This window comes from Paenibacillus sp. HGF5 (genome assembly GCF_000204455.1).
Taxonomy (GTDB): Bacteria; Bacillota; Bacilli; order Paenibacillales; family Paenibacillaceae; genus Paenibacillus_AQ; species Paenibacillus_AQ lautus_A.
This window is the reverse complement of sequence record NZ_AEXS01000133.1, coordinates 34,075-50,920: the sequence shown is the minus strand read 5'-3', so window position 1 is coordinate 50,920 and position 16,846 is coordinate 34,075. Positions and strand designations below refer to the sequence as shown.

Genomic DNA, 16,846 nt, shown 5'->3' with positions numbered 1-16,846 from the left:
AAATGGGAGATCAACGAAAATCGCTTGGCGAGGCTTACGGCGAAACAGTATACCCATTGATTGGCCATAGCCGCAGGAATGTTGAAATGCTGCTCGAGGCATTTCGCAGCGCGGATGGGTCGCAGATGGGAGATACATACGGCAAGGGCGCCATCATCGAAGAGTTTCAGACGCGAATGGCAGAGGTTCTGGGTAAGGAATCGGCGGTATTCTTTCCCAGCGGAACGATGGCGCAGCAGATTGCTTTGCGGATCTGGTGCGATGAAGCGGATCTGAAGCGAGTGGCGTATCACCCGCTTTGCCATTTGGAGATTCACGAGGAGGACGGGCTTAAAGAGCTGCATCATATCGAGCCGATTCTGCTTGGCGATCAGGAGCGTTTGATTACGCTTGAGGACGTGCAGCGTTTGGATCGTGACATTGCATGTCTGCTTCTGGAATTGCCGCAGCGTGAAATCGGAGGGCAGCTGCCTGATTACGCGGAACTGGAGGCCATTTCGGCCTATTGCCGTTCTCAAGGCATCAAGCTGCATCTGGACGGGGCAAGATTGTTCGAGATTACACCGTATTATCAGAAAACGGCTGCAGAAATCTGTGCTCTTTTTGACAGCGTGTATGTATCTTTCTATAAAGGCATCGGCGGGATTGCCGGCGCCATTCTGGCCGGCGGGACCGATTTCACGGCAAAGTCCAAAGTGTGGAAGAGAAGGCATGGCGGCGATCTGGTCAGTCTTTACCCGTATATTATCAGCTCGGATTATTATTATGCGGAAAGAATAGGCAGCATGGGCCGGTATTACGAAGAAGCCAAAGCGCTCGCAGCGATGTTCGGCCAGTGCCGAGGCGTGAAGACGAAGCCTGCCGTGCCCGTATCGAATATGTTCCATGTGTACTTTGAAATGGATAAGGAACAGCTGGAACCGATCCTGATTGATGTGTACCGCGCGACGGGCGTCGGATTGGTCGCTTATCTGAACGAGGCAGGGGAAGATCAGTGTTATTCGGAGGTCAACATCGGGGAGAGGTACGGCAAGACGCCTAAAGAGAGCATTCACGAAGCCTTCCGAATGTTGAACGAAAAATTGCAGGAAGCTGCAGGCATATGACAACAAAAAGGACCTGATTCAGGTCCTTTTTACGTTTCGCATTCAGCTTATCAGCCCCATATAGACCAGTTCCGATGGATTGGCCGGATGCTGAGCGAGGCCGATGGTATCACCGGTTCTCGGAATTTGCAGTTTCGATACGAGCGTTTCCAGCGTTTTGGTATATTGGTTTCCTCCGTTCTCGGTGACATCCAGTTCAAGGATGACGACCGGATCGAAATTGATCAGCTTTCCGGTATCCCGTACGGATCGTACGTGGGCGGTCGCCGTTAACGAAAGGGCGCCGGTCGCTGCCATCTGTGCCTGTTTCGCTTGCTCCAGACTTTGATTGATGGCGCGTCGATGTTCTTTCGGCACGAAACCCTTCATCATCATACCCGTCAAACCTTTGTTCATCATTTGATCTGCTTTCTCCAGCGCATCCTGCGGACTTTTCTTTTTGCCAAACCATCCCATAATCGAGCACCTCGCTTAGAAGAATTATTTATAATTCAATGTTAGCCTCGGGGAGCTGTGGCGACAATGGTTTGGCAAGGAAACAAAACTTCGGGCAATATGATGGAATGAACCTGATCGTTTCGGTGAAACTTTTGCGGTATTCACAGGGTTCATTCAGGTTGATTCGGTTGCAAAGAAAATGAAATGTAAGTCATGACGAAAGTTTTGCGAATGAAGGTGGTCGTTTCGACCTTCTAACGCATGAATTATTTGTTTCGAAGCAGGTAGACCAGCTTTTTATAATAAACGGTAGACTCCTTGTATTTCCTTGATTCCTCCGATACGGCCGCCAATGCTTCATATAAGGATTCTAGTCGCATGGTGAGCTGAGCGGATTCGTAATACGGCAGGCATTTCAGGGCATATTCCAGAAATTCTTCATGGTGTCCATGAGCCAAGGCGAGCTGGCATTGATAAAAAAATGCGGACATCTCTTGATCCGTTGTCAGCTCCAACGATTTGAGCTCTTGTATGTACTGGGTTAACAGCCCCCATTGCTTTTGGGCAACAGCCGACTCGCAGCGGTAAATCAATAGGATCGGACGGAATTGCTCCCGTACCTCCGCCGATTCCCGTTCGAGAAGTTCCGCAAAGCGCCGGATTTCTTCCTCCGCTTTTCCATGCTCTCCCTGCATCGTCAGCATGATGATCCGGTTGTTCATAATGGTTGATAACATATTCCCCTGGTTTACCGCATACACCAGATTGGCTTCCGCCATCGAGAGGGTGACCAGCGCTTCCTGATACAATCCCATCGAGTAACAATAACCGCTGTAAGCGATGTACAGATCGGTCAAGCGGTGAAATAGCCGTTCTTCATAAACGCGTCGCATCGTTCCTTCAAACACCTGCTTGGCCTGGTCGTATAACTTCAAAAAAATGCTGGCCTCCATCTTGAAGTTTTGCGTTGTCAGCCATAAATCGGTCCCTTCCCGCACATATTCGCTTAACCGGTTCGCGTGGCTTAAAGCCTCATGATAACGGTTCTTGGACCGGTAGAATTGGATTTTGTAGAAAAGCATCGCTTTCTTCGCAGGCAGCGGGAGCTCGGCATCATCGGGACGCCCATACTTCTCGAGGTAAAAATTCAGGTAGTTCTGGTGCAGGTAATCATGGGATACCGCATCATTCACTTGTTGGTAATAGACGGCTTTCATCAAAGCTACGGTGAGCTCCACCGTTAAACAGTCATGGCGATCCGGAAGATCGTGGATACGCTCTTCTGATAGAAGCGAAGCCGCTTGGGAAAGCTCTTCAAAAATGCGATCTGCGGTCTCCAGCGTATCTTGATCGGTGTTTCCGGCCTCTACCAAGTAGGAAGGAGACACTTGAAGGCGCTGCGCCAGATGCCCGGCAAGATCTTCGGGCAATGGATATCGTTCGGCAAGGATGTTCGCAAAGTGGGCGGTGGTCACATATCCTTCAACCAGCTCTTTGCGGGATATTCCTTTTTTCTTGCACAAGTAGTCAATGCGTTCTTTTAACACGGTACAGGCTCCTTAATCACGGAATTGTTGGGAAGAGTATACCATGCTCGGAGTCCGTCGGCCGGAATGAACGTTTAAATGAGGAGAAAGGTCCTAGTATTAAGATTCTGAAATAAAACGTGCTTTGGCCCAAGCCTGGGGATTAACAGAATTTATGGCCTGTAACGTTCAATCGGTGCTTGACCGGAAGAGTGTATGCGGGTGCCTAAAAGCGGGTTAAAGTCGAATGGTTGTAAGTGACACTATTTGAGTATTGGTGCTGATTAAGCGCCATGAGAACCGATAGCTCAGCAATGTTCCAAACAGGTCGCACGTTCGAGACTAACCCTTTGGTCAAGCACCGACGGCTAGGCTGAGCCGCAAATCCTCCGGCTAAACCCTTGTTATTCGCAAGCCGATGTTTTATATTGACATAAGAGTAGGTCAAAAATAAAAGAGGTGAACGGACGAGATGACTCCACGCACGAAGGAACAAAACGAAGAGATCCGGCTGCGGCGTCTGGCGCAAATCCGTAAAGCCGCTGCCGATGTGTTTTTGAATAAAGGGCCTTTACTGGAAATCCGCGATGTGGCTGCGCAGGCGGAACTCGGCTATGGAACGGTATACCATTATTACAGCAATAAGGGTGATTTGCTCCACGATCTGCTGTGGGACGCATTGGAGCGGGCCGGGGAATGGCTGGAGGTCCCGCTGAACGCCCCTTCGCAGGTCTCGCCGAATGCCCAACGGGAGGCCCCTCCGAAGGTCTCGCGCGCCTCGGTTTCTGGGGAGGCACCGGCGGGCGGGCCTTTCGGCTTGGCTGCGGCGGCGGACATCGGGAATTCGGCTGCCGCGGATTCCCGCAGAGCAAGCCTCGAAACGGCCGCTGGCGCAGAGCTTGGCCCCGTCGCCGCCGCCGGCGTCCGGCTGCTGCAGCTTTGGGCGGAGGACCACGCCCTATTCCTGCTGCATAAGCTGGCCGGTGAGGGCTTTGCCGCGCTGCCTGAAGCGCGCTCGGCCCCGCTCTCGGCCGCCTTTCGCCGGGAGGTGCTCGCGCCGCTTGCCGCGCTGCTGGAAAGCGGGCGTGCGGCGGACGAGGCTGCCGCTACCGGCGGAAACGCGGCGGAGCTGCCCTATCGGCTGCAGCATGCGGAAATGCTGCTGGCTGCCTTGGTCGGCTGCGCCTCGCTTTCGCTTCGCCGCGGAAAGCTGCACGAGGAGGCCAGGGATATCGCGCGTTTCTTAAAACTATAGAGCTGATAAGGAGCGAATGAACATAGATGATTATTTTAAAATCACCCAGGGAAATCGAAGAGATGAAGCCGGCGAGCCAAATCGTTGCGGACTGCTACCGCGAGGTGGCCAAACTGATCGAGCCTGGGATTACCACGTGGGAAATCAATGACTTTGTTGCCAGACACATCACCAAGCTTGGCGGCAAGCAGTTTACGAAAGGGTACAACGGTTTCCCCGCCGAAACCTGCACTTCGGTCAACGATGTGGTGGCCCACGGCATTCCTTCGAACCGGGCGCTGATGGATGGCGACCTGCTGAAGCTCGACATCGTCGTGGAATACGGCGGATGGTTCGGCGATTCGTGCTGGTGCTATCCGGTGGGCAATATCCGGCCGGAGGCGCAAAAGATCATGAAGGTGGCGAAGGAATGCCTGGATCTGGGGATTGCCCGGGCACTCCCCGGGGGCCGGCTCGGCGATATAACGTCGGCGATTCAACAGCATGCGGAAGCGAACGGGTTCTCGGTCGTACGCGATCTGCTGGCGCACGGGATCGGACGGAGTCTGCACGAGGAGCCGAACTACGAGCATGTCGGCATAGCCGGCAAAGGCATTCGGTTAAAGGAAGGCATGGTGTTTACGATTGAACCGATGATCAACGAAGGTACGTTCCGCATCACGATCGACGACGATCAGTGGACGGCGAGAACGGCCGATGGCAAGCTGTCGGCGCAATATGAGCATACGATCGCTATCACGCCGGACGGACCGCTGATTTTAACGGCCCAGTAAGTTTTTTTTACATCTGTTTGTCTACTTGGTTGCTGGGTGGGTGAGGGATCGGGAGAACTCGTCATATCGTTATTCGAACCTGACACAAGGGAAATCGAATTTGTTACAATAGAGGGAAGCGAATGAACTTTGTATCATCCAATCGGGCGAGGTGAAAATGATGACGACTCACGTTAGGAGCACGACCGTTCAAGTGGTTAAATCAGGCTCCGGGCAAAGCTGCACGGAAATATCGGGCAGAGAAATTGTTCGGAGCCTACTTCCAAACATGAATTAGCCGCTCTAATATTTCATGTGCTGGCTTTGCTCACTATTTACACGATTCCATGTAGATAGGGGCAAGGAGTATGAAATACGAAAAAGCACAACATATTTTGCCGGAACACGTAATCAAAACCATTCAGCAGTATATTGATGGAAGTTATATTTATATCCCCAGAAAGTCTGAGAACCGCAAGGCCTGGGGAGAACAAACCGGAGCCAAGCGAGATCTGGACGAGCGGAATCGGAACATTTACAAGTGTCATATGAAGGGTGATTCCATTCGTACCTTGTCTGAACGTTATTATTTAACGGAGCAATCGATACGAAGAATTATTCGAGCTGAACGAAGAATACGTTAGAATGCAGCGATATTTGAAGGATCGGTGGCGATCTTCAGGTATCGCTTTTTTATGGGTGTTTGATCCTGTTTAAGGCAGAAACAAACATAAACTTGAGAACTACGCATGAAGGAAGTAAGTTTAGAAGAGATATTCTAGACGAAGGAAGTGCTATAACGGTGATGACGCAAAACATTTATGATGATGAAGGATTCTTTCAGGGTTACAGCCAATTAAGTCGTTCCGTTCATGGCTTGGACGGCGCTCCGGAGTGGGAAACGCTGCGGTCGATGCTGCCGGATCTGACCGGTGCCAGCGTTCTTGATTTAGGCTGCGGGTTCGGCTGGTTCAGCCGATGGGCGAGGGAGCAAGGCGGCGCCGAGAAAGTGATCGGGGTTGACGTGTCCGAGAATATGCTGGCACGGGGAAAGGCCGAAACGCAGGACCCTAACATTAGCTATATCAAAGCGGATCTGGAGACGTTGGAGCTAGATTCTGAAAAGTATGATCTGGTGTATAGCTCGCTCGCTTTTCATTATATTGAAAACTTGCAGGGCCTCTTAAAGGAAGTGCACCGTTCACTTAAGCCCGGCGGAAGCCTGGTATGCTCCGTCGAGCATCCGATATACACGGCTTCAAGCCGTCCCGAATGGATTCAGCATCCTAGCGGGCATCAAACTTGGCCGGTTGATCATTACCAGCAAGAAGGACCGCGTACAACGAATTGGCTTGCCGAAGGCGTAATTAAGCAGCACCGGACGATGGGCACCTATCTCAATATGTTGATCGGGCTTGGCTTTACCATAACTCATGTTGAGGACTGGGGTCCTTCTGAGGCACAATTGGCGGCACATCCCGAATGGGAGGAAGAAGGTCACCGTCCGATGTTTATGCTGATGTCGGCTAGAAAGTAGCAGAGACCGAGTTTTTTGCTTAGCAACAGGGTTATTTGAGGTAAAAATCGGGCAGCGGCCGGGACATTCGTCTTGGCCGTTTTGATTTCATGCATCAATTGCTTCGGAATGATTTACCAAGTTAAGGAAAAGCATTAAAATAGAGGTTAACGGTAGTCACCATACCAATACATAACAGCGAGGTAACCTTATGGACATTACATTGAAAGTTTTGGATAACGCAGACCTTAAACGTATTTGGAAAGAAACATTTGAACAGCAAAAGATACAACGCTCGGATGAGTATTATGATCGTTGTGAATTTGAAAACCAAATCGGCATACGCATCACGTTGTTGGCTTTTGTACAGGGTGAGCTGGCCGGCGTATCGCATTTGAAATATGAGTCGGCTTATCCGCTTTTTCGTGATCAGAACATTCCGGAAATCAATGATCTGAACGTGTTTCCCGAGTATCGGAGAAACGGGATCGCCAATCGCATCCTAGAAGAATTCGAGATCATCGTGAGCAAGAAACTGCCGCGTATCGGCATCGGGGTGGGATTATACAGGGACTACGGTGCGGCTCAAAGAATCTATGTACGGCGCGGTTATATTCCGGACGGCAACGGGATCATGTACAACAACGAACCTGTGGTGCCGGGCGACATGGTATGCGCGGACGATGATCTGAATTTATATTTGATTAAAGAGCTGATTTCATAAAGGGGCCTGCCGTATAGCGGCTACAGTTGAATGCGTGCCAGGGGAGTGGATATGAACTTCATCATTCGATTAAATATAGCGGGTGCTTTGTATGCGCTGTTCCCTTTTGCCGGGATTGAACTCATGGTCAACGTGTACCGGATTGGCAGATTGACAGGGTGGGACCTGGATCACGTGAATGCGCTGACCTTAGTCTGTTGCGCTGCTGGATTCATTCTGTCGGGTTGGGGGGTTCCGAGGCTGGTCCGATATTGGTTGAACGGTCGCAAAGCAAGTTTTTTTGCACTAATTTTATGGATTCCCTATTTCATGATGCTGATTTACATTACGGCTGCATGGTTCCCGATCACGAATCTGGCCGACAAACCCAGCCCTGTAACAGGACTCATTGCTTTAGCGGGATTGGCGCTTTACCCATTCTACTTAGCGGTTCTCCATCTGTTTGGCATTGCGTCATTTTCTGGAGATCCGGGAGAAGATCCGGTCACATGAGCTTGGTAAGAAGCATCAGCTGGATAATGACGAGAGGATCATGGAGCGACTTGATCTCATGATCCGGGAATACGGGAAATGAAGGATAAGCAGTTGATTCGATACGAAGAGGGCTAGAACAGGAGATAAGGAGATAGAACCATGAGTACAGGGTTTTCCCATTGCTTGCAAATCTTTCCGGCATCTGATATCAAGAGGACAAGTCAATTTTATGAGGAAATCGGGTTCCGTGCCGTGAACTATCTTGATGCAGACGAACCGCATGTGTGCCTATACAGGGATTCCATTGAAATCGTATTAACGATGACAGATGTGGAGGTCGTGCCGAATCGAATCCGTTACGGTTACGGGTACGATGCCTATTTTGTTGCATATGGACTACAAGAGATCGAGCAGGAGCTCATGGAATTGAACGTGAAGATTGTCAGACCGTTAACCATGACGGATTATAACAATCATGAGCTTGTGTTTGAGGATGTGGACGGGCGCTGGATCGCCGTTGGCAACAAACAATAATCACTGAAGGATGTAAGTGAGGGACTGCATATGGTTGAAATTATGGTCGTCAGACATGGACAGTCGGAAGCGGATATTCTGAATCGGTGTGAAGGATGGGCGGATTATGCTTTAACAAACCTCGGTCAACAGCAAGCACGACTGCTGGCGGATTGGATTCATCATGCATATGCGTTGGATGTGATTTTTTCCAGCACGCTTCAGCGGGCCAAGCAGACCGCTATCATGATCGCCGAAACGACAAAAGTACCCGTTACCTATGATCCTGATTTGATGGAGCAAAATAATGGAGTTATCGCGGGTATGTTGAGGGAAGAGGCTTTGATAAAATACCCTCTGCCCCTGGGCGGAAGGAAACGGCATGATGCCATTAAAGGTGGGGAATCTGAAGTGCAGCTCAGAGCAAGGGCCGAGCAATTCATGTCCAAGCTGTTTACTACCCTCGATAACGAACCTGATTTGAAAAGCGTCTGCATTGTTTCTCACGGCGGGATGATCTCGATGTTATTTCGGAGCTTCTTGAATCTTCCTTATCATACCGACATTCATATCCTGACAGGAGATACGGGTCTTCATCAGTGGAAATATGACCCGGCAAGCGGGAGAAAGGTTATTGCGGCTACGAATTTGCAGGAGCATCTGAACGTCGAACAGTGAGCTTGGTTGATTACAATGTCTATATTGTATTATCCAAAATGTTGATAATCGGAAGCTTGGGAAGGTTAATGGATTTATGAAATCTAGGAGCATCTATATGAATTCTGCCGTGTGACCTGTTAGTCCCGTTACAGCTTTGATGCTGTTTCGGGATTTTTTATAGGTTTTTAACAAAGTTCTACATCATCTTAAATATTCTTCACAGTTCAGAGAAACTTTTTTACCAAAATTTACGTCTAATAGTATGACCTCATTAAAATATCAAAAAGGATTAGAAGGAGTTATGGAATGAAACTGAAGAAACGATCATTGCTAACCGTATTGGCTGTTGCCCAATTGGCCGCAGCTTATCCGGCGAGCGCGGATGCCAATGCCGCAGACCAAACGCAACCGTCAGTCACCCAAGAAGTGTATGAGCAAAATTCAGCGGCAACGAAATCACTAAAATCCGGGGGTACAAACGCTGCAGGCGCTGCTCAAGAGACATCCGATACGACAGAGACAGAAGGAACTCAAGCGCCGGATGAAGCAGGAACCACTGAAACAGGTACAACCGAAACAGGAACGACCGAAGTGCCGGTGGAGGAAACCGGTGAAGTCCAAGAGCCGGCAACGACTACGGAAGGGCAGGACAACCAGAATAACACGCCATCCGTGACGGGCAAGGAACTTATTCTTTATTTTAATAGCACGAAGATGGTCCAGGACGGCGTTACCTACAATGCACCGCAGCCGATGCAAGTCAAGAAGGGAGTATCCTATGTTCCCATTCGTGCCCTTGTGGATCGTGTAGGCTTCAAGGTCACTTACGATAAGAAGACCAAAGAAACGATTATCACTAAAGGAAGCAATGAGCTCCGCTTCAAAACGGACAGCAGCAAGTATACCGTCAACGGCGTAACCAAAACTATGAAAGGCACCTCTTACCAAACCAAGAGCACCTTCATGGTTCCGCTGACAGCCATCACGCAAGCGCTGGACATTCAATATAAAGTGGACAATGTTGGCAAGCGCGTTATCATGAGTCTGGAAAGCAAGCCGGTTGCCAAGTTTACGGTAGGACCTAAAGAGATCTTTGCAGGGCAGACTACAGTTACCTATACACCTCAGGTTGAGAATGTACAAGGTGAAATCATCGACGAACGTTGGGAAGGCAAGCAAGATATATTTGATGCGCCAGGTCAATACATAGTCACTTACTCGGTTCAGGATTCGACGGGAGCTTGGAGTGAACCATTCAGCCAAACGATTACGGTCGTTCAGCCGAACCTTCCGCCTGTAGCCATGTTCGAGACCGACAAGATGGAATATAAAATGGGCGAGCTGATCACCTATACGGATCAAAGCTACGACGACCAGGACAAGAACGAGGACCTGACGTACAAGTGGGAGAACAAAGAGTATGCCTTCTTCTCGCCTGGCGTGTATACCATCAAGTTGACCGTCACCGATAAGAAGGGACTTAGCTCCTCCTACGAGACGACCATCAATGTAACGAACGAGACGTTGTATGAGCAAGACGATTTCAATATGCTCTTCATTCCGGAAGGAGAGAAATTCTCGTTCCTCGGTAACGTCACTTCGCGTCCGAAGATCAATTATGATTTTTACGACGAGCCAAGCACGCTGATCCGCAGTAACAGCCCAGAAACCGTAAACAGCGAGGGCATCGTGTATCAAGAGACAGCGGTAGGCGACATGCGCTTCATGATTCACCACGTGAACAATCTGAACAAAAACGTGAAGATGTACGTGATTGCAACTAACAAGAACAGTACCCCGGTAACGCTCAGACAAGATTACTTGGGATTTGCAGGTCCATCGCCGATCGCGACGGCAGCAGGCAAAAAGTCCGTGCTGAACTATTTCCAATCCATGCAGGACAATTCGAAGCGAACTTCCGTAACGCTTGCACCTGGCGAACAGAAGCTGGTCATGACGGAGCTGAGCGAGATTCGAATGAAGCAGGGGCATGTCATTTCCCTGTACTCGGATATGTATAGCGACCTGCCGATCCAGTTCGACGTCGTAATGATTGACGAAAAATCCGATCCATTGAAGGTGCTGAGCACGCTGCCGATCCTGGATCGCGATGGCGTTCATAACCGCGGAACCTATCCGGATTCAACGCGGATCATTCGTTATTCCGAGCTGGTGGGGGCAGAATCCCAGCGTCTCGTTCTTGGAGACAACCAGGATGATCCTAACCTGCAAGGCATGGATCCTATGGTTGGAGATATTACGCACAATACCGGCAACTTCGGCGTCCTGTATAAAATCACGCTGGATCGCGTAGCGCCGAATACCCTGATCTCGTTTAACCCGCGGGGCGGCAAGTACTCGGGTTATGCCATGATGAATGGAACGATCGTACCGATTTATTCCCTAGGCCAGGTATCCCCTGGAGAGCAAGCGGTTCTCTACCGTACGGGCGATTATGAGCAAAAGGTTGAAATCATGCTGACGGCCGCGCCGGGAAGCAATTTGCCGGTAAACCTGCTGTTTACCCAATTGCCGGAAGTGATTCATTAAGATAGTAAGGATATAGGCTTTGCTGCTTGAGCAACTGCTTGAGGAGTAAAGCCTTTTCTTTTGAGCGTATCCCGTCGACGAGATGCGTTGAGTTGAGTTCAAAAGTACGTAAGCTGGCGGGAGCATGGATTGTCATTCTCTATTTTTTAAGAGCGTGATGATTTATAATAGGGACACAACACAATATGAGCGTTCAACACGGCCTTTTTCTGTGATAGCGTGAAAGTCGTACGGGATTATAAATGTAATCGAGGAGTTTGCAGACTGATATAAAAACTTTGGAGTGATGGCTTGTGATTAAAGCGGTGGACGTACCCTCCTGAAATAGAACGATTTTATTTTAGGAGGGCAAAAAATGAATTTCCATACCATTGATATTGAGCGGTGGAACAGATTGCCGTATTTCGAGCATTACACAAACGTAAATCAATGCACCTACAGCATGACTGTAGACACGGATATCACGCTGTTGCTTCAAGCGCTGAAGATTCGGGGGTATAAGCTTTACCCGGCTTTTATTTACATGGTGACCCGGGTTGTCAATGAACGCGTAGAATTCAAAACCTCGTATAGCCCAGAGGGGCAGCTGGGGTACTGGGATTCCATGACGCCGAGTTATACCTTTTTTCACAAGGATGATCATACCTTCTCGAGCTTATGGACTGAATTTGCGAACGATTTTGATCGATTCCATGATCTATATGAGCAGGACATGGAACGTTATCGGGATGTCAAAGGGATCTTCGTTAAGGAGAATCCACCACCCAATACGTTTCCCATATCCATGATCCCCTGGGCAAGGTTTAGCGGGTTCAACCTGAATATTGCCACTAATAAAGAATATTTGCTGCCGATCATCACGGGCGGCAAATACGCCGAGCAGGGAGGGCGCATGCTGCTTCCGGTTTCATTGCAGGTGCACCATGCGGTGTGTGATGGTTACCATGCCAGCATGTTCTTTCAAGCTTTGCAAAAAATGGCGGATTCCTGTGAGGACTGGCTAAAATAATACGATGTTCGATGAATGCCCAACTCCAAGTATATAACGGGAAATGGTGCATTCATGGCATCATGAAAAAGGAGAGACGGCTGCTGTGCAGTCGTCTTTTTTAATCTAATCTAATCTAATCTAATCTAATTACACCTTTAAACGCAGCTGCTCATACGCTCCGAAAAATCCTCATAGAATCTTCACAAGTTTTGGTTATTAACATACAACCTTGGTACAAGGTAATCCTATAATCGCTAACACCGAAAGGAGAATGTTGTATGCCACACGAATCATTTCAAAAATGCATCGAGGAATGCTTGCGCTGTATGGTAGCTTGTAACCATTGTTACACCGCATGTTTGGAGGAGCAGGACGTTGCGATGATGAAGGAATGCATACGATTGGATCGACAGTGCGCGGATATTTGTAATTTTGCGGCTCAGGCCATGTCCACGAACAGCATGTATGCCAGAGAAATATGCAGGATCTGTGCCGATGTTTGTGAAGCTTGCGGTAACGAGTGCAAGAAGCATGACGCTAAGCACTGTCAGGAATGTGCGGAAGCCTGCTTCAGATGTGCAAAGGCATGCCGGGAGATGGCGGCTTAAGCAGGGGTATCGATCGAGCAGATGGACGATGCGGAGGCTCGCTATAGCTGGAATGGGCTAGTTGAGGGGTGCATGTAGACTGAGTGGGCTCCGCTCATGCTGAAAATTGCCCCAAATGGAGCTCATGAGGACAGAAGATCCGCTATTTCGCAGAAATGGGCCTATAATGGCGATCAAGCGGACAGAGGATCCGTTATTGCACCATAATCACGGATGAATCCCCGCTAAATACTGCAATAGCGGATCTCATGTCCGCATAATGCCGCGAGATAGGTAAAAACAAAGGAATAGCGGAACCAGTGTCCTCTAAAAGCCTAAATCCATGGCGTTAAACAAAACTGGATCTATGGCGGTAGTATCCTAATGAGTGAGTCGGTAATACGACGTTAATCTAGGCTGTTATATTGGTGATCGCCGAATAAGGAGATTGTGAGGACAGCGGATTCGCTATTTGCTGGAATCGGCATGATATTGGACTCATGCCGATTCCTGCCAAACTGAATAACAGCATAACAAAAAGCTTACGCCGTTACTTAACGGGTAAGCTTTTTGAATTTCAAACGAGCCTTGGATTACTTGACCATCGAATGAATACGAGTTTACTGTGCCGCTTTAGTGATAAGTTATCTGTTATAGCGAGTATGGCTTTTTTCCGCCGTCCAAAAATATCTCTCGTACCTGCAAATGAGTGCGTTCTATGAAGCTTTAACCGATGTCAGGAGCATTAACTCCGATTGATCTTGGTCGAGTTGATGGCAGCGGGAAGTTATGACAAAAGCTCCGATAGCGAATGCAACTGCGGCCCACGGCAGGTAGGCCAGGCCAATGCTGTCCACAACCAGGCTGCCCAGAAGGGAGCCGAGCGCAATTCCCATGTTGGATGCAACCGGCATGAGCGTGGAAGCGAAGTCCTTGGAGCCGGGCGAAGATTCATCTGCCAGGTCAATCAGGTATAACTGAACGGCGGTACTGAGCGCAAAGGAGAAGCAGGCGACCAGCATCAAGGATGCCAACGCCATCCACGGGAGGGATAGGGTGAGAGCCAGAGCCGTCATAATCATCGCTTGGATGGTGAAAATCACTTTCAATTTTACACGGGAATTGCCTTGCGCTACCTTGGCGCCAAGCCAGTTGCTTAGAATCGTGAAAGCGCCGTAAGCCAGCAGGACGGTGCTGATCCATTGCTGAGGTATCCCCAGCACGTTCTCTAACAGCGGCGTGATGTACGTGTATACGATAAATACGGAGCCTACGCCGAAGACCGGAATGAAGAATGCAAGACGAATCCGTTGGTTTTTGAATAAGGCAAATTGCTGCTTCATGGAGCTTACGCTAATCGTATTGCTCTTGGGCATAACGACTAACATTAACGCAAGCGGGATGATCCCCACAAGTGAGGTAACGATAAAAGCGGTTTGCCATCCAGCCAATTGGCCGATCTGCGTTCCGACGGGAACGCCCAGGACATTCGCTATGGAAAAACCTCCAATGATCCAGGCAACCGCGCCAGCCCTGCGGGAAGCGCTCATATGCTCGCTGGTTGCGGCAATGGCCAGCGACAAAGTCAATCCGCACAGAATGGCGGTGATGATGCGAATGAACAGCATGACAGGATACGTGGTGGCGAAGATGGTCAAGTAATTAAACACCAACACCGCAATGTACGCTGACAGGATGGTAACATGCCGCGGAATGCGTCCGAGCAGCGTCACTGCAAAAGGCGTTCCGAGCGCGTAAGCGATAGCAAAGCAGGATACGAGGACACCTGCAGCCGCAAGCGAAATGCTGAGAGTTGCGCTAATGTCCTTCAATAATCCAACAATGACGTATTCGGTGGTACCCAGCACAAAGGCTGCAAACGTAAATGCGATAATAAAAATGGTTTCTCTCAATCTGGTCATGGTTGTCTCTTCTCCTGGTTTCTCTTTTGTATGGTTCGATCTTACGTTATGAAAGGCTTTTCAAGTCAAGCCCTAGATCGGAATTCCAAGAGAAGCTTAGCCGGCATCATGCTATAATGAAGGAAAAAATAAAGTGGAGTGGGTGGATACCATGACGAATCAAACTTCAAAGCGATCATGGCGTGCAGACAAATTATCACAGATCGGTTCTTCGATATTTGCCGAGGTCAGCGAATGGAAACAAGAAGCTGCCCAGGCGGGAAGACATATCATCGATTTGAGTATCGGCAGTCCTGACCGTGGTCCTTCTGACGATATACGCGAGATCCTGAGCCAAGAAGCGCTAAAAGAAGATAACTATACATATCCGGGCACCAGAGGAACCATGGAATTCCGAGAGCAGTCGGCAGCGTGGATGAAGCACCGCTTCGGCGTGAACGTCGATCCCGATACGGAAATACTGGCCTTAATGGGCTCTCAGGACGGATTATCGCATCTGGCCCAAGCCATATGCAATCCGGGGGATTTGGCTATTGTGCCGAATCCGGGATATCCGATTTATGCCGGAGCCCTTGCGATCGCAGGGGTAACGCCTTGGTATTTGCCACTGAAAGAAGAGCGGGGGTTCGTGCCCGATCTGGACAGCATACCGGAGGAGATTTGGGTGAAAGCGACCTTCATCCTGCTGAATTTTCCGGGGAATCCGATTGCGGTTCAGGCCGATCTTGCTTTTTTTGAAAAGCTGGTCGGTTTGGCGAAAAAATGGGACGTGCTCATCGTCCATGACCTGGCCTATTCCGAAATGGGCTTTGACGGTTATCGTCCGATAAGCGTACTGCAGGCTCCAGGCGCCATCGACATTGCGGTGGAGTTTCATTCCTTCTCCAAAAGCTTTAATATGGCAGGCTGTCGCATCGGTTTTCTTGCCGGTCATGAGGAAGCTGTCGGCGCGCTAAGGGAATATAAAAGCAACATCGATTTCGGCGTGTTCAAGCCGGTTCAGACGGCGGCGGTCCATGCCTTGCGTCAAGCCATGGCTGCTTCCCACGAAGAACGAGGTGTTGCTTCGCTGTATGAACAGCGCCGTGATGTCCTCGCAGCTTCCCTGGCCGAAGCGGGATGGGACGTCCCTAAACCGCAGGCCACGATGTTTCTATGGGCTCGGCTGCCTGAAGCTTTTCGCGAGGAAGCATGGAGTTCGCGGCGGTTCGCCCGCGAATTGCTGTTGAATACAGGCGTAGCGGTTATTCCAGGAGATGCTTTTGGCTCTGAAGGTGAAGGCTACGTGCGAATCGCGCTGGTCCAGGAAGAGGAAGCACTGCGCGAGGCGGCGGTGCGCATAGGGAAATTTATTGGAGGTGTTTCGCCGTAAATGAAATGGCTTGGAGTCGGCTTCGCCATGTTTCTGGCGTTGGCGCTGTTCCCTCAGAGTGCAGGCGAACTCGTTCATCATCATGCATCGTACATAGAGGAAGTTGAGGGTGCTGACAACAACACTCCGTTTACGGTGCAATATATAGACTTGGATAAGTACCAAAGCGTCAATGCCTATGAAAACACGTTTACCACCATGCCGGAGCAGGGCAGCAAATTAACCGTTAAGGTTCATAACAAGAACAGCACTGGCCACGTGATGCTGAAGGTCTACCGGGGAACGGAGGAATTCGGATACGCGGATGTCAAAGCCGGCACGGAGGGAACCCGGACATTCGCCATGCATCACGGGCGTGGAGTAACGGGGGATTGGAAGGTTTACATTACGTCGCGAGACGGTCAAATTATGAACCTGCAGATTCAAGCAGGACAGCATGATTGATAGACGCTAAGACTAC

At 49.7% G+C, this 16,846-nt stretch carries 17 protein-coding genes; 14 read left to right on the top strand and 3 right to left on the bottom strand.

The features are described from left to right. Window positions 1-2: 2 nt before the first annotated feature. On the top strand, window positions 3-1,106 hold the full coding sequence (locus HMPREF9412_RS20950; protein ID WP_009593702.1) for a threonine aldolase family protein: 1,104 nt from the start codon (window positions 3-5) through the stop codon (window positions 1,104-1,106). Window positions 1,107-1,148: 42 nt separating this feature from the next. On the opposite strand, the gene HMPREF9412_RS20945 is transcribed toward HMPREF9412_RS20950, so the two are convergent. Continuing rightward, on the bottom strand, window positions 1,149-1,562 hold the full coding sequence (locus HMPREF9412_RS20945) for a hypothetical protein (protein ID WP_009593739.1): 414 nt from the start codon (window positions 1,560-1,562) through the stop codon (window positions 1,149-1,151). A 248-nt stretch (window positions 1,563-1,810) separates the two neighbouring features. Beyond that, the gene (locus HMPREF9412_RS20940) at window positions 1,811-3,091 is read right to left on the bottom strand and encodes a hypothetical protein (RefSeq protein ID WP_009593758.1); all 1,281 of its coding nucleotides are present in this window, start codon (window positions 3,089-3,091) and stop codon (window positions 1,811-1,813) included. 451 nt (window positions 3,092-3,542) lie between these two features. On the opposite strand from HMPREF9412_RS20940, the gene HMPREF9412_RS20935 reads away from it, so the two are divergent. The 11 genes from HMPREF9412_RS20935 to HMPREF9412_RS20885 all read left to right on the top strand — a co-directional run bounded on the left by HMPREF9412_RS20935 (window position 3,543) and on the right by HMPREF9412_RS20885 (window position 13,113). Next, window positions 3,543-4,325, top strand: a complete 783-nt coding sequence (locus HMPREF9412_RS20935) for a TetR/AcrR family transcriptional regulator (protein WP_009593768.1) — start codon at window positions 3,543-3,545, stop codon at window positions 4,323-4,325. Window positions 4,326-4,351: 26 nt separating this feature from the next. Further along, window positions 4,352-5,098, top strand: a complete 747-nt coding sequence (gene map, locus HMPREF9412_RS20930; protein WP_009593749.1) for a type I methionyl aminopeptidase — start codon at window positions 4,352-4,354, stop codon at window positions 5,096-5,098. Between the two features lie 347 nt (window positions 5,099-5,445). Next, window positions 5,446-5,721 (top strand): CD3324 family protein, encoded by a 276-nt coding sequence (locus HMPREF9412_RS20925; protein ID WP_009593754.1) that lies wholly within the window; start codon window positions 5,446-5,448, stop codon window positions 5,719-5,721. A 161-nt stretch (window positions 5,722-5,882) separates the two neighbouring features. Continuing rightward, window positions 5,883-6,614 carry a class I SAM-dependent methyltransferase gene (locus HMPREF9412_RS20920; protein ID WP_036672956.1) on the top strand — a complete coding sequence of 244 codons (732 nt, stop codon included), beginning with the start codon at window positions 5,883-5,885 and terminating at the stop codon, window positions 6,612-6,614. A 190-nt stretch (window positions 6,615-6,804) separates the two neighbouring features. Beyond that, window positions 6,805-7,317 (top strand): GNAT family N-acetyltransferase, encoded by a 513-nt coding sequence (locus HMPREF9412_RS20915; protein ID WP_009593731.1) that lies wholly within the window; start codon window positions 6,805-6,807, stop codon window positions 7,315-7,317. A gap of 51 nt (window positions 7,318-7,368) precedes the next feature. After that, window positions 7,369-7,809, top strand: coding sequence for a hypothetical protein (locus HMPREF9412_RS20910; protein ID WP_009593773.1), 441 nt, complete (start codon window positions 7,369-7,371; stop codon window positions 7,807-7,809). Between the two features lie 141 nt (window positions 7,810-7,950). Next, window positions 7,951-8,325, top strand: coding sequence for a VOC family protein (locus HMPREF9412_RS20905; RefSeq protein ID WP_009593716.1), 375 nt, complete (start codon window positions 7,951-7,953; stop codon window positions 8,323-8,325). A 30-nt stretch (window positions 8,326-8,355) separates the two neighbouring features. Further along, entirely contained in the window at window positions 8,356-8,982 is a 627-nt protein-coding gene (locus tag HMPREF9412_RS20900; RefSeq protein ID WP_009593753.1) for a histidine phosphatase family protein, read from the top strand. A gap of 288 nt (window positions 8,983-9,270) precedes the next feature. Further along, window positions 9,271-11,514 carry a stalk domain-containing protein gene (locus HMPREF9412_RS20895; protein ID WP_009593741.1) on the top strand — a complete coding sequence of 748 codons (2,244 nt, stop codon included), beginning with the start codon at window positions 9,271-9,273 and terminating at the stop codon, window positions 11,512-11,514. Between the two features lie 355 nt (window positions 11,515-11,869). Continuing rightward, complete coding sequence (gene catA, locus HMPREF9412_RS20890; RefSeq protein ID WP_009593752.1) at window positions 11,870-12,523, top strand: type A chloramphenicol O-acetyltransferase; 654 nt, start codon at window positions 11,870-11,872, stop codon at window positions 12,521-12,523. Between the two features lie 260 nt (window positions 12,524-12,783). Continuing rightward, window positions 12,784-13,113 (top strand): four-helix bundle copper-binding protein, encoded by a 330-nt coding sequence (locus HMPREF9412_RS20885; RefSeq protein ID WP_009593717.1) that lies wholly within the window; start codon window positions 12,784-12,786, stop codon window positions 13,111-13,113. Window positions 13,114-13,808: 695 nt separating this feature from the next. Here HMPREF9412_RS20885 and HMPREF9412_RS20880 read toward each other — a convergent pair. Then, window positions 13,809-15,014, bottom strand: a complete 1,206-nt coding sequence (locus HMPREF9412_RS20880) for an MFS transporter (RefSeq protein WP_009593707.1) — start codon at window positions 15,012-15,014, stop codon at window positions 13,809-13,811. Window positions 15,015-15,165: 151 nt separating this feature from the next. Between HMPREF9412_RS20880 and HMPREF9412_RS20875 the strand changes: the two genes are divergently transcribed. Together HMPREF9412_RS20875 and HMPREF9412_RS20870 are read left to right on the top strand one after the other, a co-directional pair. Further along, window positions 15,166-16,386 (top strand): aminotransferase class I/II-fold pyridoxal phosphate-dependent enzyme, encoded by a 1,221-nt coding sequence (locus tag HMPREF9412_RS20875; protein ID WP_175320791.1) that lies wholly within the window; start codon window positions 15,166-15,168, stop codon window positions 16,384-16,386. Beyond that, window positions 16,387-16,830, top strand: coding sequence for a hypothetical protein (locus HMPREF9412_RS20870; RefSeq protein WP_009593771.1), 444 nt, complete (start codon window positions 16,387-16,389; stop codon window positions 16,828-16,830). The last annotated feature ends 16 nt before the right edge of the window (window positions 16,831-16,846 follow it).